The following is a 20,831-nucleotide window of genomic DNA, read 5'->3' as shown; positions in this document are numbered from 1 at the left end:
TTCGTGGACCTGCACTTCGGCGACAGCAAACCGACGGACGAGGAACGCGCTGCCGTGGACGCGCTGCTGGGCCCCCCGGAATCCGCCTGGGAGGGCGCCGACCGCACCGACGCCGACCTGCGGTGGGCGCGCGGCGGCCGGGCGGCCCGCGACCGGCGCGATCTGCTGCTGCCGGGGCTGCACGCCCTCAACGACCGCGTCGGCTGGATCAGCGAGGGCGGCCTCGGCTATCTGTGCCGCAGGCTGACCGTGCCGCCGGCGGAGGCGTACGGGGTGGCCACCTTCTACGCCATGTTCTCCGTCCGCCCGCGCCCCGCGACGGTGCTGCACGTGTGCACCGACCTGGCCTGCCTGGCCGCCGGCGCGGAGGAGGTGTGCGCCGGGGTCGAGGGGCGGCTCGGCCCCGGCGCCGGGGTGAGCGTCGAGCGCGCCCCTTGCCTGGGCCTGTGCGAACGCGCTCCGGCCGCCCTCGCGGTCCGGGCGGGCGACCCGGTGCGTACGGCGGTGTCGGCGCCCGCGTCCGTGGCGGAGGCCGTCGCCGCGGCGAGCGCACCCGACGCGGCGCCGAAGGAGCCGCCGGCCGCGGCGGCGGTGCCGCAGGCGGGGGACCCGTCGCTGACGCTGCTGCGCCGGGTCGGTGTGGTGGACCCCGCCTCGCTGGACGACTACCGGGCGCACGGCGGCTACGCGGCCCTGCGCCGGGCCTTCGCGCTCGGCCCGGCCGGGGTGATCCGGGAGGTGACGGACGCGGGCCTGGTCGGGCGCGGCGGCGCCGCCTTCCCCACCGGCCGCAAGTGGCAGGCAACGGCGTCCCAGCCGGACCACCCGCACTATCTGGTGTGCAACGCCGACGAGTCCGAGCCCGGGACCTTCAAGGACCGGGTGCTGATGGAGGGCGATCCGTTCGCGCTGGTGGAGGCGATCACGATCGCGTCGTACGCGGTCTCCGCGCACCGGGCCTTCGTCTACATCCGCGGTGAGTACCCGCGGGCGGTGCGCCGGGTGCAGCACGCGATCGACCAGGCCCGGGCCCGCGGTCTGCTCGGCGACGACATCCTCGGCCAGGGCTACCACCTGGACATCGAGATCCGGCGCGGCGCGGGTGCCTACATCTGCGGTGAGGAGACCGCCCTGTTCAACTCCATCGAGGGCCACCGCGGCGAGCCCCGCAGCAAGCCGCCCTTCCCCGTGGAGAAGGGCCTGTTCGGCAAGCCGACCGCCGAGAACAACGTGGAGACGCTGGTCAACGTCCTGCCGATCCTGACGATGGGCGCCCCGGCGTACGCGGCCATCGGCACGGCGCGCTCCACCGGGCCGAAGCTGTTCTGCGTCTCCGGCAGCGTGGACCGGCCCGGGGTGTACGAGCTGCCGTTCGGCGCCACGCTCGGGGAGCTGCTGACCCTGGCCGGGGTGCGCGCGGGGCTGCGGGCGGTCCTGCTCGGCGGGGCGGCCGGCGGGTTCGTACGGCCCGACGAGCTGGACCTCCCGCTCACCTTCGAAGGCACCCGGGACGCGGGCACCACGCTGGGCTCGGGGGTGGTGATGGCCTTCGACGACACCGTGCCGCTGCCCCGGCTGCTGCTGCGCATCGCCCGGTTCTTCCGGGAGGAGTCCTGCGGGCAGTGCGTGCCCTGCCGGGTCGGGACCGTGCGCCAGGAGGAGGCGCTGCGCCGGATCGCGGACCGCACCGGCGCGGGCGCCGCGGACGACATCGCCCTGCTGCGGGAGGTCGGCCGGGCGATGCGGGACGCCTCGATCTGCGGTCTGGGACAGACCGCGTGGAACGCCGTGGAATCCGCCATCGACCGTCTGGGGGCCTACAGATGACAGCGATACCGCTCGGAGTGCCGCGCCGGCTGGTCGAGTTCACGCTCGACGGGCAGGAGGCCCGGGTGCCCGAGGGCGCCACCGTCCTCGACGCCTGCCGGGCCGCGGGCAAGGACGTGCCGACGCTCTGCGAGGGCGACACCCTGCGCCCGAAGAACGCCTGCCGGGTGTGCGTGGTGGAGGTCGAGGGGTCGCGGACACTGGTGCCGGCCTGCTCGCGCCGGGCCGAGCCGGGCATGGAGGTGCGCACGGACACCGAGCGCGTCCGGCACAGCCGCAAGATCGTCCTGGAGCTGCTGGCCTCCTCCGCCGACCTGTCGACCACGCCGCGGGCCGCCGGGTGGATCGAGGAGTACGAGGCGAAGCCGGACCGTTTCGGCGCCGACGCGGCCCGCCTGAACGACGAGCCGAAGATCGACAACGAGCTGTACGTGCGGGACTACGCCAAGTGCATCCTCTGCTACAAGTGCGTCGACGCGTGCGGCGACCAGTGGCAGAACTCCTTCGCGATCTCGGTCGCCGGGCGGGGTTTCGACGCGCGGATCGCCGTGGAGCACGACGCGCCGCTGACCGACTCGGCCTGCGTGTTCTGCGGCAACTGCGTGGAGGTGTGCCCCACCGGGGCGCTGTCCGCCAAGCGGGAGTTCGACCTGCGGGCGGCCGGTGACTGGGACGAGTCGCGGCAGACGGAGACGACCACGGTCTGCGCGTACTGCGGGGTGGGCTGCACACTCACCCTCCATGTGCAGGACAATGAGATCGTGAAGGTCACCTCACCGCACGACAACCCGGTGACCCACGGCAACCTCTGCATCAAGGGCCGTTTCGGCTACCAGCACGTACAGAACCGGGGCTGATCAGACCATGGGACGAGTCACGGAACGACGCAAGGTCCTCCGCATCCGGGACGGGGCGGTCTCCACCCGGCCGGACACGCTCGTCGCCGAGGAACCCCTGGAGATCCGGCTGAACGGCAAACCGCTCGCGATCACCATGCGCACCCCCGGCGACGACTTCGCGCTCGCGGCCGGCTTCCTGGTGAGCGAGGGCGTGCTGGCCGCGGCGTCCGACCTGCAGAACATCGTCTACTGCGCCGGGGCGACGGTGGACGGTTCGAACACGTACAACGTGGTCGACGTGAAGACCGCGGCGGGCGTCACGCTCCCGGACTTCACGCTGGAGCGGAACGTCTACACCTCCTCCTCGTGCGGGCTGTGCGGCAAGGCCAGCCTGGACGCCGTCCGGACGACCGCGCGCTGGCCGATCGCCGACACTCCCCCGCTGCGGATCACGCCCGAGCTGCTGGCGAGCCTGCCCGACCGGCTGCGGGCGGCCCAGCGGGTGTTCGACCGGACCGGGGGTCTGCACGCGGCGGCCCTGTTCAGCGAGGACGGGGAGCTGCTGGACACCCGGGAGGACGTGGGCCGGCACAACGCGGTCGACAAGCTGGTCGGCCGGGCCCTGCAGAACGACGCCCTGCCGCTGTCCCGGTCGATCCTCATGGTGTCGGGCCGGGCCTCCTTCGAACTGGCGCAGAAGGCCGTGATGGCGGGCATCCCGGTGCTCGCGGCGGTGTCGGCGCCTTCGTCGCTGGCGGTGGACCTGGCCGCGGAGACGGGGCTGACCCTGGTGGGCTTCCTGCGGGGCAGCTCGATGAACGTGTACGCGGGCCAGGACCGGATCGCCCTGCGGGAGGCGGCCGCCCAGGGATGACCGGTCCCCCGCGGCACGGCGGCGGGACCCCGCCCGGCGGGGAGCGCCCCCTGCGCCCGCGGGGTCCCGCCACTTCCTGCCGCGTTCGCCGACGGGGGCGCGCCCCCCGCGGCTCTCTTCACGGCCGACGCGTGGGCACAGCGGGCCTGGGTGGGCCCTTGCCCTTCGCCGGGGGGCCGCTCAGGCAAAGCCGATGTCCGTCGACCTCGTCACCGTGCCCAGCCTCGGGAAGTCGAGGCGGACGGACGCCTCGTGCTCGGCGGCGGTGAACGCCGCCATGGCGTCCTCGGCGAAGACGAGGTCGTAGCCGAGGTCGGCGGCGGCGCGGGCGGTGGACTCGACCCCCAGGTTGGTGGCGATGCCGCCGAACACCAGGGTGGTGATGCCGCGTGCGCGCAGCCACTCGTCCAGGCCGGTGCCCTGGAAGGCGCCGAGGGTCCGCTTGACGACCTCCAGGTCGCCGTCCCGGCGCAGGCCGGGGACCAGCCCGCTGCCGGGCGGCTGTTCGGCGACGGCGGGTCGCTCCACCCGCACGAGGGCGACGAGGGCACCGGCGCGGCGGAAGGTCGTCGCCAACTCCTCGGCGGCGGCGAGCACTTCGGTGCCTTTGCGGGGTTCCAGGGGCAGCGCGACGATGCGGTCCATCAGGTCGACGAGGATGAGGGCGGTGCGCTGCGGATCGAGCACGGGAGCTGCGGTCATGACGGAACGTTAGCCGTCGTCAGCCGTCCGTGCCGGAAATCCGGATCAACAGACCCATGAACTGATCGCGTTCGGCGGCCGACAGCGGGGCGAGCAGTGCGTCGTTGGCCTCCCGGGCGGCCTTCTCGCAGCGCACGAGGAGACGGGCGCCCTCGTCGGTGAGGGAGACGGCGTTCTTGCGCCGGTCGCGGGGGTCGGGGGCGCGTTCGACCAGGCCGGCGGACTGGAGGTCGTTCAGGACGCCGACCACGTCCTTGGGGTCGAGGCGCACGCTGCGGCCGAGGTCCGCCTGGGCGACCGGGGCGAGGTCGCGGACGGCGGAGAGGACGACGTGGTGCCACATCTTCAGCCCTTCCGCCGCGAGGGCGTCGGCGACCAGGGCGCGGCCCCGCGCGGCGGCCCGGCCGAGGAGCCAGCTGGGCAGGGAGCGGATCGCGGGCAGGGGTGCTTCGGCCATGGCGGCAGCCTAGCGAAGAATCATTGGACTTCCCCACGAACCTGCCCTACCGTTGGGAGCCCCAACGATTTCATTGGTATTCCCCACGACCGCGGGTCGGGTGCGCCCGGCCTCAGGAGGTTGCGATGCGTCGCGTCCGGTACGAGTCCACCGGCGGCCCGCTGTTCGTCGAGGAGGTGCCCGTCCCCGCTCCGGGCCCCGGTGAGCTGCTGGTGCGCTGCGCGGCCGTCGGCGTCACCCTGCCGATGGTCCGCAAGGTGGCCGAGGCCGCCGAGCCGGTGCCGCTGGGCGGTGAGATCGCGGGCGAGGTCGTGGCGGCCGGCGAGGGTACGACCCGCTTCCGCGCCGGCGACCGGGTGACCGGCCTGTGCTTCGGACACGGATACGCCGAGTACGCCCTGCTGCACGAGGCCATGGCCTCTCCGGTGCCGGACGGCGCCGACGCCGTGACCGCGGTGACCCTGGTGCGCAGCGGCCTCGTGGCGTGGGGGGCGCTGGAGGCGGCCCGCCTCGCCCCGGGGGAGTCGGTCCTCGTCACGGCGGCGGCGAGCGGCGTGGGGCACCTCGCGGTGCAGCTGGCGCGGGCGCGGGGCGCGGGGCGGGTCGTGGCGGCCGTGTCCGGGCCCCGGGGGGCGGAGGCCGCGGCCGGCCGGACGAAGGCGGACTTCGTGCGCTCGCTCGGTGCGCACGACTGCGTGCGGTACGACGACGACAGCTGGGGCGACCCGTTCGACTGCGCCCTGGACGCCGTCGGCGGCGACCTGCTCACCCCCGCCCTGGCCGCACTCGCCCCGCACGGCCGCCTGGTCGCCTACAGCTCGGGCGGCGGCACCATCCGGGCGTACGACCTGCTGGTGGGGGCCAAGTCGGTGATCGGCTTCCAGATGGCGCTGATCGCCCGCGGCCGGCCGGAGGTGTACGAGCGGTGGCGGCGGGAGCTGTGGCGGCTGTGCGCAGCGGGTGCCCTGAAGCCCGCCGTGCACGGGGAGTTCGCCCTGGAGGACACGGCGGCGGCGCACGCGGCGATCACCGGCCGGGCCAACCTCGGCAAGGTCGTCCTGCGGCCGTAACCGGTCGCACGCTTCTTGTGACCCGCGCCACCGCCAACTACCGTTCATGGGGCGCACGTTGGACGTGGGATGTCCGGATGTCCAGATGTCCGGCCGACGAAGGGCAGGTCGCACCGTGCCGTCAGGTCTTCGCGCCCGTCTCAGATCCGCGCTCGCCACCGCCGCCCTCGCCGCGGCCGGACTCCTCCTGCCGTTCCTGCCGGCCCCTTCGGCACACGCCCAGCCGGCGGGCGGTTCCCCACGGTTCGAGCAGCAGGTGCTGTTCCAGGCCGCCCAGGACCCGGGGTACGCGTGCTTCCGCATCCCGGCGGTCGTCCGCACGGCCGGCGGCACCCTGCTGGCGTTCGCCGAGGGCCGGGTCCTCAACTGCGGGGACGCGGCCGACATCGACATCGTGCTCAAGCGCTCCACCGACGGCGGCCGCACCTGGGGCCCGTTGCAGGTGGTCAACGAGGGCGGCGGCGACACCCATGGCAACCCCGCCCCGGTCGTGGACCGCGTCACCGGCCGGGTCTGGCTGGCTCAGACGTACAACACCGGCCGTACGGACAGCGCCGGCTGCCCCGTCCCCTGCGACCGCACCCCGCATCTGCAGTACAGCGACGACGACGGCCTGACCTGGTCCCCGCCGCGCGACCTGAGCCCCGAGATCCTGCCCGCCGACTGGAACTCCTGGTACGCCACCGGGCCCGTGCACGGCATCCAGCTCACCCGCGGCCGGTACGCCGGACGCCTGCTCTTCGGGGTGAACACCGAGACCTGGGACGGCAGCCGGGTCACCGCCAACCACGCGGCCCTGATCGTCAGCGACGACCACGGCGGCCACTGGCGGATCGGCGCCACCGACACCTGGCCCATCGCCACCGACGGCACCTTCCGGCAGAAACCCTCCGAACTCACGCTCACCGAGCGCGGCGACGGTTCGGTCCTGGTCAGCGGCCGGGAACAGGACGGCACCGACCTCGGCCACCGCACCCAGGCCGTCAGCCGCGACGGCGGCACCGCCTTCACCGCGCCCTTCCGCGACCTGCCGGACCTGTACACCCCGCAGGTGCAGGGGTCCCTGCTGCGCCTCGGCGACCGCCTCCTGCTCGCCTGCCCCGGCGATCCCGACCGGCGCCGCACCATGATGATCCGCTCCTCCTACGACGGCGGCCGGACCTGGGACAGCGTCGACCGCGGCACGGTCGTCACCACGGACTGGTCCGGCTACTCCGACCTGGTGCGCGTCGACTCCCGCACGGTCGGTCTGATGTACGAGGGCGGCGCGGTGGACGCCCGCGACGAGATCCGCTTCGCCCGCTTCACCGAGGACTGGCTCACACCGCGCCGCGGCCCCGACCCGGTCACCGCCGACCTCGCCCCGCACGCCCGCCCCGCGCTCGTGCTGGGCGGGCCGCAGGAGACGGACGGGGTGTCCGGGGGCGCGCTGGAGTTCGACGGCACCGACGACGCCGTACGCCTGCCGTACCGCACCGGGCTCCCCCTGGGCACGAAGGACTTCACGGTGTCGCTGTGGTTCCGGTACGCGGCGACGGCCGGGGAGCAGCCGCTGCTGTGGATGGGCGGGACCGGCACCAGCCAGCCGCAGGTGTGGCTGCGCGGGGAGCCGGCCGACCACAGGGTGCAGGGGCTGATCACCGTGCGAAACGGAGCCGCCCCGCCACAGACCGCGTACGTGCGCACGGACACCGCGTACAACGACGGCCGGTGGCACCACGCCGTGCTCCGTCGCGGCGGGGGCCGGCTGTCGCTGTCCGTCGACGGCGCGCCGACCTCCGCCACCGACGTGCCGGGCTCGGTCAGCCGCAACTCCCCCTTCGGTGTGCACCTCGGTCAGCGCATGGACAGCCGCGCCTTCCTCACCGGCGCGCTGGACGAGGTGCGCGTCTGGGACCGGGCGCTCACCGACGCCGAGCTGGCCGACCCGAAGGTGCTGCGGTCACCGCAGGACACGGTCCTGTGGCTGCCCCTGGACCGGGTGCGCGGCTGACGCCCCGGGCGCGTCCGTGGCGGCCTCCGGGTCACGGGCGCGCCGCTTGGCGATGACCGCGCACACCATCAGCTGCATCTGGTGGAACAGCATCAGCGGCAGGACCGCCAGCGAAGCGTGGGCGCCGAACAGGACGCTCGCCATCGGCAGCCCGGAGGCGAGGGACTTCTTCGACCCGGCGAACTGGATGGCGATCCGGTCCTCCCGGCCGAAGCCGAGCGCCTTGGCGCCGTACCAGGTCAGCACCAGCATCGCGGCCAGCAGGACGGCCTCCACGCCGAGCAGCCCGGCCAGCCGCACGGGGCTCACCTGGTGCCAGATGCCCCGGTTCATGCCCTCGCTGAACGCGGTGTAGACGACCAGCAGGATCGACCCCCGGTCGACCAGCCCGAGGACCTTCTTGTGCCGGGTGACGAACCCGCCGATCCACCGCCGCAGCAGCTGCCCGGCGAGGAAGGGCACCAGCAACTGGAGCACGATCTTCACGACCGAGTCGGTGGAGAATCCGACCGCCTCGCCGCCGAGCAGCCCCGCCGCGAGCAACGGGGTGAGGACGATGCCGACGAGGGAGGAGAAGGACCCGGCGCAGATCGCGGCGGGCACGTTGCCCCGGGCGATCGAGGTGAACGCGATGGACGACTGGATGGTCGACGGCACCAGCGTCAGGAACAGCAGGCCCTGGTAGAGGGGCTGGGTCAGCAGGACCGGCACCAGGGCGCGCGCGGCCAGCCCGAACACCGGGAAGAGGACGAAGGTGCAGGTCAGCACGGTGACGTGGAGCCGCCAGTGCTTGAATCCGTCCAGCGCCTCGCGGGTGGACAGCCGGGCGCCGTAGAGGAAGAAGAGGAACGCGATCGCGGCCGTGGAGGCGCCCGAGGCCACGTGGGCGGCGGTGCCCCGGGCCGGCAGGAGCGCGGCGAGACCGACCGTGCCGAGCAGCAGCACGATGTACGGGTCGATCGGCATCCAACTCGGCCAGCGCAGGCGTTTCACGGTGCTCCGATTGCTGTGGTGACGTGCGGTCGCGGGCCCGCAGGGCCCCCGTCGATTGTCCTCCTCCGGCCATTGATCGGGAATCCCGCACACCGCTCTGACTGTCATCATGTTCCACGATAGGAGCTAGGCTCGGACGTCGTGTACGAGCCGACGCACCTGCGCACCTTCCTCGCGGTCGCCCAGACACTGAGCTTCACGCAGGCCGCCCGGCGGCTGGGGCTGCGCCAGTCCACGGTCAGCCAGCATGTACGGCGGCTGGAGGACGCGACCGGCCGGCAGCTGTTCTCCCGGGACACCCATTCGGTGGAGCTGACCGAGGACGGCGAGGCGATGCTGGGGTTCGCCCGCCGGATCCTGGAGGTGCACGAGCAGGCGACGGCGTTCTTCAGCGGCACGCGCGTGCGGGGCCGGCTGCGCTTCGGCGCCTCGGAGGACTTCGTCCTGACCCGGCTGCCGGAGATCCTGGAAGGCTTCCGCTACGACCACCCGGAGGTCGACCTGGAGCTGACGGTGGAGCTGTCCGGCACCCTGCACGAGCGGCTGGCCGCCGGGAAGCTCGACCTGGTGCTGGCCAAGCGGCTCCCGGAGGATCCGCGCGGCGAGCTGGTCTGGCGGGACGACCTGGTGTGGATCGGCGCCGAGCGGCTGCGGCTGGACCCCGACCGGCCCGTTCCGCTGATCGTGTACCCGCCGCCGGGCATCACCCGGGCCCGCGCGCTGGAGGTGCTGGAACGGCAGGGACGCGACTGGCGGATCGTGTGCACGAGCGGCAGTCTCAGCGGGCTGATCGCGGCGGCCCGCGCCGGCCTCGGCGTGATGGCCCACTCCCGGCGGCTGATCCCGCCGGACCTGTTCCGGCTGCCCGACCGGGCCGGCCTGCCGGAGCTGGGCAAGGTCGACTTCGTCCTCGTCCACGGCCACCGCCGGGGCCCCGCCGAGGGCGCCGCGGACGCGCTGGCGGCGGCGGTCCTGGCGGGCGGCGAGCGGCTGCGGCGCAGGAGCGGCTGACACCGGCGCCCACGCGCCGGGGCGGCTCACCGCGCCGGGCGGTACGTCAGCTGCTTCACCCGCCGCAGGAAGGGCGTCGTCTCCACGTGCTGGACCCCGTCCAGGTGACCCAGGGGCCCGCTCAGGTAGGCGTACAGCGCGGCGGTGTCGCGGACGACGACAGTGACGACGAGGTGGGACGGCCCCGCGGTGGCCGACACGAAGGCGACCTCGTCGTGGGTGGCGAGGGCCCGGCCGACGGAGTCCAGGGCGCCCGGTGCGGTGGTGATCCACAGGATGGCCGCCGTGGGATGGCCGAGGATCGCGGAGTCGTACTCGATGTCGACGTACACCGCGCCGGAGGCGATCAGGGCGGACAGGCGGCGTTTGATCGCGGACTCGGAGCGCCCGGTGGCCCGCTGGAGTTCGGGGTAGGTGGCGCGGCCGTCGCGTTCGAGGACGGCGAGCAGCGGGGCGTCCCCGGGCTCCAGGCGGGCGGGACCGGGCTCGGGCTCGGGCAGGTCGGGGCGCAGGGCGGCGATCTGCTCGTCGCTGAGCGCACGGAACTTGGGCAGCCAGCCGACCGGGCCGCCGTAGAAGCGGTGCAGGAGTTGCAGGGCGCGGATCTCCACGACGCTCGGGGTGCGGGGCAGCTTGCCGAGCAGCAGGTCGTCGTGCTCGCCGGGGCTGCGCGGCCGGGTGAGGCAGGCGATCTCGGTGCCGCCGGAGGCCAGCCCTATCCAGTAGGTGTCGGGGCGCCGGGCGAGCGCGTCGGCGATGACGGTGGCGCCGTCGGGCGCGCAGCGCAGCCGCAGCATCCACTGGTCCTGGCCGAGGCGTACGGCGTCGCGCAGCACGACGACGCGCAGGCCGCCCTCGGCGCACAGGCGGTGGTAGCGGCGGGCGACGGTCCGGTCGGAGACGCCGAGGACGGCGGCGATCCGGCTGAAGGGGGCCCGGCCGTCGACCTCCAGCGCGGAGAGCAGCTGGAGGTCCAGCAGATCGAAGGTGTCGGATTCCATCCGCAGCATGCTCTCCCCCGCCGGATTCCGTCGCATGTGGGGTTCCTGGACGCCGGATCGTCCGTCGTGCGGTCATCGTACGGGGCGTTACGCAGTCCGTTCGGACAGGGGAGTTGAGGACATGCGCAGATGGGGGACGCTCACGGCCGTGTGCCTGGGCACGTTCATGCTGCTGCTGGACGTGACCATCGTGGTGGTGGCGCTGCCGGACATGGCGGGCTCGCTGCACGCGTCGCTGGGAGACCTGCAGTGGGTGGTCGACGGGTACGCGCTGGCGCTGGCCGCGCTGCTGCTCGGGGTGGGTGCCGCGGCGGACACCCTGGGGCGGCGCCGGGTGCACGTGACGGGCGTGGTGCTGTTCGCGGCGGCCAGTCTGCTGTGCGGGCTGGCGTCCGGGCCGGGGATGCTGGTGGCGGCGCGGGCGCTCCAGGGCGTCGGCGGGGCGGCGATGTTCGCGACGACGCTGCCCCTGCTGGCCTCGGCCTACCAGGGCCGGGAGCGCTCCACGGCCCTCGGGGTGTGGGGCGCGGTCAGCGGCGGCGCCGCGGCGGTCGGGCCGGTGCTGGGCGGGCTGATCACGCAGGGTCCGGGGTGGCGGTGGATCTTCTTCGTGAACCTGCCGGTGAGCGTGGTCGCGGTGTGGCTGACGCTGCGGGCGGTCCCCGAGTCCCGGGGACCGCGCGGACGGGGCGTGGACTGGGCGGGCACGGCGGCCTTCGCGGTGTTCGCGGGCGGTGCGACGTACGCCGTCGTGCGCGCCGGTGAGGACGGCTGGACGGCGCCCGTCACGCTGACCGCGTTCGCCGTGTCCGCGCTGGCCCTGCTGGTGTTCGTGCTGGTGGAGCGGCGCGTGGCGCACCCGCTGCTGGATCTGTCGCTGCTGCGCCGGCCGGCGTTCGTCGGGGTGATGGTGGGCTCGTTCGCGTTCAACGGGGTGGCGTTCGGCGGGATCCCGTACCTGTCGTTGTGGATGCAGACGCTGCTCGGCATGTCACCGGTGCGGGGCGGGCTCACGCTGCTGCCGATGACGGCGGTGTCCATGGTGGTGGCGGTGCTGGTCGGGCGGCTGCTGCACGGGGCGCCGGCCTGGCTGACGGTCGGCGGCGGGCTGCTGCTGATCGCCTCGGGCACCCTGTGCCAGGCGGTGCTGGACGCGGGTGCGGACTGGACGGCGCTGGTGCCCGGGTTCGTGCTGGTCGGGGTCGGCACCGGGTTCGTGGCGCCGACGGTGGCCGGGGCGGCGCTGGCGGCCGTGCCCCCGGAGAGGTCCGGAATGGCGGGCGGCGCGGTGAACACGGTCCGGCAGCTCGGGTACGCGCTCGGGGTGGCCGTCTTCGGCACCGTCCTCACCTCCCGGATGAGCGGGCGGCTCCCGGACGGCGCGGCCCACACACTGGCCGGCGGCGGTGCCGGGGCACTGCGCGGGGCCTTCCCCGAGCACACGCTGCGGGCCGCGTTCGCCTCGGGCCTGAACGGCGCGCTCGTCGTGGCGGGGCTGGCCGGGACGGTGGCGGGCGCCCTGGTGCTGGCGCTCGTCCGGGCGGGCCGGCCGACGCCGCCGAAGGCCTCCGGCACCGTGGCGGAGGAGGCGGTGGCGGCCCGCGGCTGAGCGGCGGACCGGCACTCCAGGTGCGCGGGGCGGTCACGGAGCGGTGTTCCGGGGCCGCCTGCCGCGCGTGGGGCCGTAATCGGCGCGTACAGATTCGGTGGAGATTACGGCACCGAAACTTACTGACCCGTCAGTAGTTGTGTCCGGCCCTTCCCCATGTGCGGGCATTTCGGGGTCGTCGTCCAGGCGGAACGTGAGGTTTGCTCGGTTTCCGCAACCCCTCCCGCACGCCGACCGGGTGGGGTAGCTTTCAGGCCGCTGTGCGGTGCGTGGACCAACGTCACTGAGGCGCGAGACACGGGGAGCGAGGTTGCGCGAGTTCACCAACCCTCCGTTGGCGTCGCCGCCGCCGGTGGGCGGTCTGGCAGACGTCGTCTTCGACCATGCCCGGACCGACCCGCTGCACATCGCGCTCGGCCGCAAGGACGCCTCCGGACAGTGGCGGGACGTCACCTCCGCCGAGTTCCGCGACGAGGTCATGGCCCTCGCCAAGGGGCTGCTGGCGCGCGGCATCCGCTTCGGCGAACGCGTCGCGATCATGTCCCGCACCCGCTACGAGTGGACCCTGTTCGACTTCGCCCTGTGGACGATCGGCGCCCAGGTGGTGCCCGTCTACCCCACCTCCTCGGCCGAACAGTGCTTCTGGATGCTCTACGACGCCGAGGTGTCCGCGGCCGTCGTGGAACACGAGGACCACGCGATGACCATCGCCACCGTCATCGACCGGCTGCCGCGACTGCGCCAGCTGTGGCAGCTCGACGCGGGCTGTGTGCAGGAGCTGTACGACGCCGGCGCGCACCTGGACGACGAGGTGGTGCACCGGCACCGGGAAGCGGTCACCCCCGACTCGGTGGCCACCGTCATCTACACCTCCGGCACCACCGGCCGCCCCAAGGGCTGTGTGATCTCCCACGGCAACTTCATGTTCGAGGCGGACACCGTGATCCAGCGCTGGGAACCGGTGTTCCACTCGAAGAAGGGCGACGAGGCGTCGACGCTGCTGTTCCTGCCGCTGGCGCACGTCTTCGGGCGGATGGTGGAGGTCGCCGCGATCCGCGGCCGGGTCCGCTTCGGGCACCAGCCCCAGCTGCACGCCGCCGCCCTCCTGCCCGACCTGGCCGCCTTCCAGCCCACGTTCATCCTCGCCGTGCCGTACATCTTCGAGAAGGTGTTCAACGCGGCCCGCCGCAAGGCCGAGAAGGAGGGCAAGGCGGGGCCGTTCGAGAAGGCCGTCGACATCGCTGTCAGATACGCGGAGGCGGTGGAGGCGAAGGCGTGGGGCATCGGGCCCGGCCCGTCGGCGGGGCTGCGGATGCAGCACCAGCTCTTCGACAAGCTGGTGTACGCGAAGGTCCGGGCCGCGATGGGCGGCCGGATCCGCAACGCGATGTCGGGCGGATCGGGGATGGACCGCCGGCTGGGGCTGTTCTTCGCGGGCGCGGGCGTGCAGATCTACGAGGGGTACGGCCTGACCGAGTCGACGGCCGCGGCGACCGCCAACCCGCCCGAGCGCACCCGCTACGGCACCGTGGGCCAGGCCATCCCGGGGGTGACCGTGCACATCGCCGACGACGGGGAGATCTGGCTGCGCGGCGCGAACGTCTTCCAGGGGTACCTCAACAACCCCAAGGCCACCGACCAGACCCTGCACGACGGCTGGCTCGCCACCGGCGACCTCGGCTCCCTGGACGAGGACGGCTATCTGACCATCACCGGCCGCAAGAAGGAGATCCTGGTGACCTCCGGCGGCAAGAGCGTCTCCCCGGGCGTGCTGGAGGAGCGGGTCCGCGAACATCCGCTGGTCAACCAGTGCATCGTCGTCGGCAACGACCGTCCCTACATCGCGGCCCTGGTCACCCTCGACCAGGAGGCCGTCGAACACTGGCTCCAGATGCGCGGCAAGCCGAGGATGACCCCGGCCAAGCTGGTGCACGACCCGGACCTGGAGACGGAGGTGCGGCGCGCGGTGGTCGCGGCCAACACCCTCGTCTCCCAGGCCGAGTCGATCCGCACCTTCCGCATCCTGGCCCAGCCGTTCACCGAGGAACACGGCCTGCTGACCCCGTCGCTGAAGCTGAAGCGGAAGGCGATCGAGAAGGCGTACGCGGACGAGGTCGAGGCGCTCTACCGGACGTGACCGGTCTGCGGGAACCGCGTCCGGCATTGCCGCGGGAAGCGGTCGCGACATCAAGTCACCGCGGTTACCCTCCTGTTGGGATCTCCGCCCGCCTGGGTCACGGTCCGTCATCGCAGGCTCCAGCGCACACGGGGGAAGTACGGTCATGGCCGACATCAGGGTCGAGACGGTGTCGCTCGACGCGGCGGGCAACCGGCAGATCGCGAGCCGCACCCGCACCACGGCGAGCCTCGACGAACGCGCCGAAGACATCGAGCGGGCCATCGTGCAGGCCTCGGAGATCGCCCAGCGCTCCCTGGACCGGGTGCCGCGGCGCGACGGATGGACGGTACGGAGCCTGGACGTCACCTTCGGACTGACCCTGGCGGCGGAGGCCGGGGTCATCCTGTCCAAGGCGTCCGCCGAGGCCTCCTTCGAAGTGACCCTCACCGTGGAGCGCGCCCCGGAGACGGGGACGGCGTGACCGGCGCGGGGTACTGGGTCGACCTCTACCGAGCCCGGCAGCGGCTCGGCGGCGGCTTCCTGCTCACCCGGCGGTTCGTCCTCACCGCGCTGCACTGTCTGCGCGGCCTGGCTGTGGAGGAGTGCGTCGACATCCGGCTCGCCGACGGGCGCAGTGTCGGCGGCCGGGTCTGCCGACAGGACAAGGAGGCCGACCTGGCGCTGGTCGAGATCGCCGCAGAGCACCACGTGGACCTGCCGATCCCCGCGGCGGACGTGGCGCAGGACGGGGACCGCTGGCGCGGCCCGTACCGGCCGGCCGCCGACGAGGTCCACCTCAGCGGCCGGATCGACCGCACCGCACCGCACCTGTGCGCCGGCGGTACGACCATCGAGGCGCTCCAGCTCACCGCGGACCAGCAGCTCGGCGACTACTCCGGCTACTCGGGCGGGCCCGTGGAGGGCGTGCCGCCCGGGGACGACCGGCAGCCCGCGGTCGTAGGCATCCTCATCGAGCAGACCCCGGACCGGTCCGACGGCTCCCGTGCCACCAACGTCCTCATCGCGGCCACCCTCGGGGAGGCGATGCGCCGCTTCGACCACCTCGACGTCGCGCACCTCGTGGACGTACTGCGCCCCGCCGGATCGCGAGCCGCCACGGACAGTCCGCAGCCCCCGCGTTTCTCCGGCACCGAGGCGCTCCTGCGCCAGCTGGACGACTGGGCCGAACGCAGGATCCTCGACCCGGCGCAGCTCGCCGAGCTCAAGTTCCTGACCGTCCAGAAACTCATCGACAAGGAACTCGGCGGAGGGGGCGCATGACCGGGTCGGCACCTGACGTCCCCTGGGTGTGGCGCGAGGCGTTGCGACACGCAGAGCAGGCGCGCCCCGACCAGATCACCGACCGTGAGCGGGCCGCCGTCGCGGCCCGGCTGCTGAGCCAGAGCGAGGCGTTGCTGGCCCATCCCGATCTCGGCCGGGCCTGCGCCCGGCTCATCGCGCGGCTCGACGTTCTCGGTCTGCGGGCCGCGTCGCACGCCCTTCTGGAACAGGTGGTGTCCCGACTGGCCTGGGACGCGCGGCGGCTGCGCACCGACCTCGACTCGCTCAACCACCTGGCCGTCGTCCTGGCCGACCGCGGCCACCTCCCGGCCGCCTCGACCGTGCTGGGGACGGCCATGGAGCTGGGCGCACGCCAGGGCACCGGCCTCGTCGCCGCCAGGACGTTCGCCAACCTGGCCGCGACGCGCATACGGCTGGGGGACCACCGCGGGGCTACCGAGGCCGCGACGGAGGCACTTCACCGGGTGCCGGAGGACGACAGCGACACCGTGGACCATCTCGAGCTGCGCCTGCTGGCGACGTGTGTCCTCGCAGCAGCGGCCCAGATCCAGGACCGGCACCGTGACGCTGACCGGCTCGTCGATGACATCGAGTTGACCGTCCGGCGCCTCGTCGCGGTGCTGGGCGGACAGCACCCGGTCACACTGTCAGCGCTCGTGGCGCTGGCGACCGCCGAGTTCGAGTCCGCCAGAGCCGCCGACGACCGGGGCCGCATGGACCGGGCGGCGGACGTCCTGGCCATCGCGGCCCAGAAGTCGGCGGCGACCGTCGGGGCCCTGCACCCCCAGGCGGTGGCGGCGCTGGTGAGCCTCGCCGCCGCGGAGGGCGACTCCGCCGTGCACAGCGGAGACGGACGACGGCTGCGGGCAGCCGGGCGTCTGGTGGCCACCGCACGCTGGCGGGCCGAGACCGCCGCCCGCGGCTCGGCGACGGCCCGCCCAAGACCCGGCAGCCGGCCCGCCTCTCCTTCCTTGTCGGCTCCTCCCACGACGTCAGCACCGGTACACCGGCGAGCCGCGGCCGTACCGGCCCCGCCCCAGCAGTTCAAGGTGCTCGGCCCGGTACGGCTGTACCGGTACGGCGACGAGGCACCCGCCGGTTCTCCTCAGCAACGCGCCCTACTCGCCGTCCTGTTGCTGCGCGCCGGCCGCACCGTCACTGCCGCCGAACTCATCAATGCCCTCTGGGGGAAGGATCACCCGTCACAGGCGCTGGCGGCCGTGCGCACCTACGCGTCCCGGCTCCGCAAGATCCTGAACCCCGGCGTCCTGGTCAGCGAATCCGGCGGTTACGCCATCACGGTCGCGCCGGGCTCCCTCGACCTTGAGCAGGCGCAGCACCTCGCCGCCGAGGCGGAACGCTGCCGCACGGACGGTAAGTCCGCGCGGGCACGGGTACTGCTCGACAAGGCGTTGGCGCTGTGGGACGGGGAGGCACTGCAAGGCGTGCCCGGACCCTTCGCCGAGGCGCACCGGGCCAGGCTGGAAGCATGGCGGCTGGAGCTGAGGGAAGCCCGGCTCGGCCTCGATCTGGAACTGGGCGCACACGCGGAGGCCGTCTCCGAACTCACCTCACTCACCGCGGCGCACCCGCTGCGCCAGCGCCTTCGCGAGCTGCAGATGCTGGCCCTGTACCGCGGCGGCAGACAGGCCGAGGCCCTCGCCGTGTATGCCGACACCCGGCGCCTTCTTGCGCAGGAACTGGGCGTCGAACCGGGACCCGCGCTACGGGAACTCCAGCAGCGCATCCTCGAGTCCGACCCTGCGTTGGGCGGCGCCGACGACGGTGCCGAGGCGCCCTACCGGGCGGCTCTCGTGCGGCCCGCCCAACTGCCGGCAACGGTCTCGGACTTCACGGGACGGACAGCACCCGTCGGCGAGTTGGTCACGCTGTTGACGACCAAACCGGGCTTCCTGACGGCCATCTCGGGTGCCGCCGGCATCGGCGGCATCGGCAAGACGACTCTCGCAGTCCACGTCGCCCATGCCGCCCGGTCCGCGTTCCCCGACGGGCAGCTCTACGCGGATCTGCAGGGCGTGGGGCCGCGGGCCGCGGAGCCCGAGACCGTGCTCGGCAGCTTTCTGCGCGCTCTCGGTACGCCCGACGCCCAGATCCCGGACTCCCTGCACGACCGCGCGGCCCTGTACCGCTCGATGCTGGACCGGCGCCGGGTCCTGGTGCTGCTGGACAACGCCCGGGACTCGGCGCAGGTGCGGCCGTTGCTCCCGGCCGCTCCGGGCTGCGCGACCGTCATCACGAGCCGGGTGCGTATGGTCGATCTGGCCGGTGCCCATCTGGTGGACCTCGATGTGCTCAGCCCCGACGAGGCGGTCCAGTTCTTCACCGGGATCGTGGGCGAGGAGCGGGTGGCCTCGGAGCGGGAGGCGGCCCTGGACGTAGTCAGCGCCTGCGGTTTCCTGCCGCTCGCGATCCGCATCGCGGCGTCCCGGCTGGCGGCCCGACGCACCTGGACCGTGGCCGCCCTGGCCGCCAAGCTCGCCGACGAGCGGCGACGGCTGGACGAACTCCAGGCCGGCGACCTCGCAGTACGGTCCTCATTCGAACTCGGCTACGGCCAGCTCGAACCCCATCAGGCGCGGGCCTTCCGACTCATCGGCCTTGCCGACGGACCGGACATCTCCCTCGCCGCTGCCGCCGCCATGCTGGACGGGCCGCCGGAGGAGACGGAGGACCAACTGGAGGCGCTGGTCGACACCGGCTTCCTGGAGTCCGCGGCACCGGGCCGCTACCGCTTTCACGACCTCACGCGCCTGTACGCCCGGGCCTGCGCCGAGCGGGAGGCCCCCGAGGAGCGCGACGCGGCCCTCACCCGGCTGCTGGACTTCTATCTGGCGAGCGCGGCCGAGGCATACGCAGTGGAGCACCCCGGCGACCGCAGTGTGGAACACCTGGCACCGACGTCCCGTACGGCAGCCGAGTTCTCCTATCTGGAGGACGCGCGGCGCTGGCTGGGCGTTGAGACGGAGGGCATTCTGTCCTGCGCCCGGCAGCTGGCGCACGGCGCTCGGCTGCGCCGGGCGATCGATCTGCTCTGGAGCGTCAAGGACACGGTCGGCGTCCGCAGTCCCCGGCTGTACCACGAGACCGCCGCGGCTGCGAAGCGTGCCGCGCATGCGGCGCGCGACGCGCAGGCCGAGGGCCGGGCCTGCGCCGCGCTGACGGCCGTTCACCTGACGGCGGGCGACCTGCGCGCGGCCGACGCGGAGGCCCAGCGGGCGCTGGTGCTGGCCCTCGCCGTCGACGACCCGGTGACCGGCGCGTGGGTCCAGTACGACCGCGGTGTCATCGCGCTCCAGGAGGGCAGGTTCCCGGAGGCGGACCGCTTTCTGCGAGAGGCGCTGTCCCGTTTCCGCGCCGACGACAACCCGTTCGGCGTTGCCAGCGCACTGTGTCAGCTGTCCCACGCCGAGGCGGGCATCGGCAATGTGCGCAGTGCTGTCGCGCTGGCCGAGGAGGCCGTCGAACGCATCGGTCCCGAGGCCGCGACCCTGGCGCTGGCCGAGTCGCGGTATGCGCTCGGCATCGCGCTGTCCGCGGCCGGCCGGACCCGCGAGGCGCTGAGCCAGCTGGATCAGGCGTTGGTGATCTTCGAGGACTGTGGGCAGGCGCTCGGTGAGGGCATGGTCCGCTTCCGGCGTGCCCAGATCCAGTTGGCACTACAGGAGCCCGGCCGGGCCGCCGCTGAGGCGGAGCAGGCTCTCGCGGTGCTCAGCGGGGTCGGGGGCGACCGGCGACGGGCCGACGTGCTGGTGGTCCTGGGGGACGCGATGGCCGGGCAGGGCGAGTCGGCGCGGGCCCGGACCTGTTGGGCAGAGGCGCTGGCGGTCTACCAACGCGTCCGAGGCCCGGAGGGCGAGGAGCTGTGCCGTCCGCTGCAGGAACGGCTGCACCGCTCCGGTCGTAGGGCAGGCGACGGAGCCGGCCGTCTGTCGGGAAGCTGATCCAATCCCGCGGTCAGGAATGCGAACCCGGCCGTGATCGTTGACGATGGGAGTACCACCTTGTCGACAACCGAAGGATCAAGAGGCTCGTGAGCAGCAAGGTCCCCCCGATCATCCTCAACAACGGCGTCGAGATGCCCCAGCTGGGCTACGGCGTCTGGCAGGTGCCGGACGACGAGGCCGAGCGGGCCGTCGCCACGGCACTGGAGGCCGGGTACCGCAGCATCGACACCGCTGCGATCTACGGCAACGAAGAGGGCACCGGCAAGGCCATCGCCGCCTCCGGCCTGCCCCGTGAGGACATCTTCGTCACCACCAAGCTCTGGAACAGCGACCAGGGGTACGACTCCACGCTGCGCGCGTTCGACACGTCGCTGGAGAAGCTGGGGCTCGACTACGTCGACCTCTACCTGATCCACTGGCCGCTGCCGTCCCGGGACAGGTACCTCGACACCTACAAGGCGTTCGAGAAGCTGCACGCCGACGGCCGTGTCCGCGCCATCGGCGTCTCCAACTTCCTTCCCGAGCACCTGCGGCGGCTGATCGAGGAGACCTCGGTCATCCCCGCGGTCAACCAGATCGAGCTGCACCCGCACCTGCAGCAGCGCGAGGCGCGCGAGTTCCACGCCGAGCAGGGCATCGCCACGGAGGCCTGGTCGCCGCTCGGCCAGGGCAAGGGCCTGCTGGAGGTGCCGGCGATCGTCGCCATCGCGCAGAAGCACGACCGCACCCCGGCCCAGGTCGTGCTGCGCTGGCACATCCAGCTCGGCAACGTCGTGATCCCGAAGTCCGTGACGCCGTCCCGGATCAAGGAGAACATCGAGGTGTTCGACTTCAGCCTGGACGACGAGGACCTCGCCGCGATCAGCGCGCTCAACGAGGACCGGCGCCTGGGCCCCGACCCGGCCACCTTCGACGTGGGCTGACAGCCGGGCCGTCCGCACGCACACCCCGCAGCACCCGGCACGGCCGTGGGGGGGGGGCCCGACGCCCGGGGGACGGCCGGGGGCCGGGGGTGGGGGGCCGCGCCGCGGTAATGTGTAAAAGAGGGCCGCGGGTCTGAGTAGAAAAA

16 protein-coding genes are annotated in these 20,831 nt (G+C 73.3%); 12 read left to right on the top strand and 4 right to left on the bottom strand.

Annotated elements, in window-relative coordinates; genetic code table 11:
- The first annotated feature begins 3 nt into the window (after positions 1 to 3).
- From ABZV94_RS05980 to fdhD, 3 genes are read left to right on the top strand one after another with little or no spacing between them, the layout of a single operon-like run.
- Entirely contained in the window at positions 4 to 1,827 is a 1,824-nt protein-coding gene (locus ABZV94_RS05980; protein ID WP_356337773.1) for an NADH-ubiquinone oxidoreductase-F iron-sulfur binding region domain-containing protein, read from the top strand.
- Positions 1,824 to 2,684 carry a 2Fe-2S iron-sulfur cluster-binding protein gene (locus ABZV94_RS05975; protein WP_356337646.1) on the top strand — a complete coding sequence of 287 codons (861 nt, stop codon included), beginning with the start codon at positions 1,824 to 1,826 and terminating at the stop codon, positions 2,682 to 2,684. The genes ABZV94_RS05980 and ABZV94_RS05975 overlap by 4 nt, the downstream gene beginning before the upstream one ends.
- A gap of 7 nt (positions 2,685 to 2,691) precedes the next feature.
- The gene (gene fdhD / locus ABZV94_RS05970) at positions 2,692 to 3,540 is read left to right on the top strand and encodes a formate dehydrogenase accessory sulfurtransferase FdhD (RefSeq protein ID WP_356337643.1); all 849 of its coding nucleotides are present in this window, start codon (positions 2,692 to 2,694) and stop codon (positions 3,538 to 3,540) included.
- A 180-nt stretch (positions 3,541 to 3,720) separates the two neighbouring features.
- Here the strand turns inward: fdhD and ABZV94_RS05965 are convergent, their stop codons facing one another.
- On the bottom strand, positions 3,721 to 4,242 hold the full coding sequence (locus ABZV94_RS05965; protein ID WP_356337641.1) for an isochorismatase family protein: 522 nt from the start codon (positions 4,240 to 4,242) through the stop codon (positions 3,721 to 3,723).
- Between the two features lie 19 nt (positions 4,243 to 4,261).
- The gene (locus ABZV94_RS05960; protein WP_356337638.1) at positions 4,262 to 4,699 is read right to left on the bottom strand and encodes a MarR family transcriptional regulator; all 438 of its coding nucleotides are present in this window, start codon (positions 4,697 to 4,699) and stop codon (positions 4,262 to 4,264) included.
- A 125-nt stretch (positions 4,700 to 4,824) separates the two neighbouring features.
- On the opposite strand from ABZV94_RS05960, the gene ABZV94_RS05955 reads away from it, so the two are divergent.
- Positions 4,825 to 5,769, top strand: a complete 945-nt coding sequence (locus tag ABZV94_RS05955) for a zinc-binding dehydrogenase (protein ID WP_356337636.1) — start codon at positions 4,825 to 4,827, stop codon at positions 5,767 to 5,769.
- 115 nt (positions 5,770 to 5,884) lie between these two features.
- Positions 5,885 to 7,762, top strand: a complete 1,878-nt coding sequence (locus ABZV94_RS05950) for a sialidase family protein (protein WP_356337634.1) — start codon at positions 5,885 to 5,887, stop codon at positions 7,760 to 7,762.
- On the opposite strand, the gene ABZV94_RS05945 is transcribed toward ABZV94_RS05950, so the two are convergent.
- Entirely contained in the window at positions 7,712 to 8,728 is a 1,017-nt protein-coding gene (locus ABZV94_RS05945) for a bile acid:sodium symporter family protein (RefSeq protein ID WP_356337632.1), read from the bottom strand. The genes ABZV94_RS05950 and ABZV94_RS05945 overlap by 51 nt on opposite strands.
- 168 nt (positions 8,729 to 8,896) lie before the next feature.
- Here ABZV94_RS05945 and ABZV94_RS05940 point away from each other — a divergent pair, with 168 nt between their 5' ends.
- The gene (locus ABZV94_RS05940) at positions 8,897 to 9,766 is read left to right on the top strand and encodes a LysR substrate-binding domain-containing protein (RefSeq protein WP_356337630.1); all 870 of its coding nucleotides are present in this window, start codon (positions 8,897 to 8,899) and stop codon (positions 9,764 to 9,766) included.
- Between the two features lie 26 nt (positions 9,767 to 9,792).
- Here the strand turns inward: ABZV94_RS05940 and ABZV94_RS05935 are convergent, their stop codons facing one another.
- Positions 9,793 to 10,803, bottom strand: coding sequence for an Lrp/AsnC family transcriptional regulator (locus ABZV94_RS05935; protein WP_356337627.1), 1,011 nt, complete (start codon positions 10,801 to 10,803; stop codon positions 9,793 to 9,795).
- Positions 10,804 to 10,888: 85 nt separating this feature from the next.
- On the opposite strand from ABZV94_RS05935, the gene ABZV94_RS05930 reads away from it, so the two are divergent.
- The 6 genes from ABZV94_RS05930 (at position 10,889) to ABZV94_RS05905 (ending at position 20,685) form a co-directional block, all read left to right on the top strand.
- Positions 10,889 to 12,376, top strand: a complete 1,488-nt coding sequence (locus ABZV94_RS05930; RefSeq protein ID WP_356337625.1) for an MFS transporter — start codon at positions 10,889 to 10,891, stop codon at positions 12,374 to 12,376.
- Between the two features lie 310 nt (positions 12,377 to 12,686).
- The gene (locus tag ABZV94_RS05925; protein WP_356337622.1) at positions 12,687 to 14,513 is read left to right on the top strand and encodes an AMP-dependent synthetase/ligase; all 1,827 of its coding nucleotides are present in this window, start codon (positions 12,687 to 12,689) and stop codon (positions 14,511 to 14,513) included.
- A gap of 145 nt (positions 14,514 to 14,658) precedes the next feature.
- Positions 14,659 to 14,976 (top strand): CU044_2847 family protein, encoded by a 318-nt coding sequence (locus tag ABZV94_RS05920; RefSeq protein WP_356337620.1) that lies wholly within the window; start codon positions 14,659 to 14,661, stop codon positions 14,974 to 14,976.
- Positions 14,973 to 15,776, top strand: a complete 804-nt coding sequence (locus ABZV94_RS05915) for a serine protease (RefSeq protein ID WP_356337617.1) — start codon at positions 14,973 to 14,975, stop codon at positions 15,774 to 15,776. Before ABZV94_RS05920 ends, ABZV94_RS05915 begins: the two co-directional genes overlap by 4 nt.
- A 1,070-nt stretch (positions 15,777 to 16,846) precedes the next feature.
- Positions 16,847 to 19,759: a BTAD domain-containing putative transcriptional regulator gene (locus ABZV94_RS05910; protein WP_356337770.1), complete on the top strand. Its 2,913-nt coding sequence runs from the start codon at positions 16,847 to 16,849 to the stop codon at positions 19,757 to 19,759.
- A gap of 89 nt (positions 19,760 to 19,848) precedes the next feature.
- On the top strand, positions 19,849 to 20,685 hold the full coding sequence (locus ABZV94_RS05905) for an aldo/keto reductase (RefSeq protein ID WP_356337614.1): 837 nt from the start codon (positions 19,849 to 19,851) through the stop codon (positions 20,683 to 20,685).
- The last annotated feature ends 146 nt before the right edge of the window (positions 20,686 to 20,831 follow it).

The organism is Streptomyces sp. NPDC004658, assembly GCF_040609555.1.
GTDB lineage: Bacteria > Actinomycetota > Actinomycetes > Streptomycetales > Streptomycetaceae > Streptomyces.
This window is presented reverse-complemented; position numbering and strand designations above follow the sequence as displayed.

Coding starts and splice junctions, on each gene's coding strand:
- ABZV94_RS05955 (WP_356337636.1), top strand. CDS start 4,825: ATGCGTCGCGTCCGGTACGAGTCCACCGGCGGCCCGCTGTTCGTCGAG.
- ABZV94_RS05930 (WP_356337625.1), top strand. CDS start 10,889: ATGCGCAGATGGGGGACGCTCACGGCCGTGTGCCTGGGCACGTTCATG.
- ABZV94_RS05960 (WP_356337638.1), bottom strand. CDS start 4,699: ATGGCCGAAGCACCCCTGCCCGCGATCCGCTCCCTGCCCAGCTGGCTC.
- ABZV94_RS05965 (WP_356337641.1), bottom strand. CDS start 4,242: ATGACCGCAGCTCCCGTGCTCGATCCGCAGCGCACCGCCCTCATCCTC.
- fdhD (WP_356337643.1), top strand. CDS start 2,692: ATGGGACGAGTCACGGAACGACGCAAGGTCCTCCGCATCCGGGACGGG.
- ABZV94_RS05975 (WP_356337646.1), top strand. CDS start 1,824: ATGACAGCGATACCGCTCGGAGTGCCGCGCCGGCTGGTCGAGTTCACG.
- ABZV94_RS05920 (WP_356337620.1), top strand. CDS start 14,659: ATGGCCGACATCAGGGTCGAGACGGTGTCGCTCGACGCGGCGGGCAAC.
- ABZV94_RS05935 (WP_356337627.1), bottom strand. CDS start 10,803: ATGCGACGGAATCCGGCGGGGGAGAGCATGCTGCGGATGGAATCCGAC.
- ABZV94_RS05945 (WP_356337632.1), bottom strand. CDS start 8,728: ATGCCGATCGACCCGTACATCGTGCTGCTGCTCGGCACGGTCGGTCTC.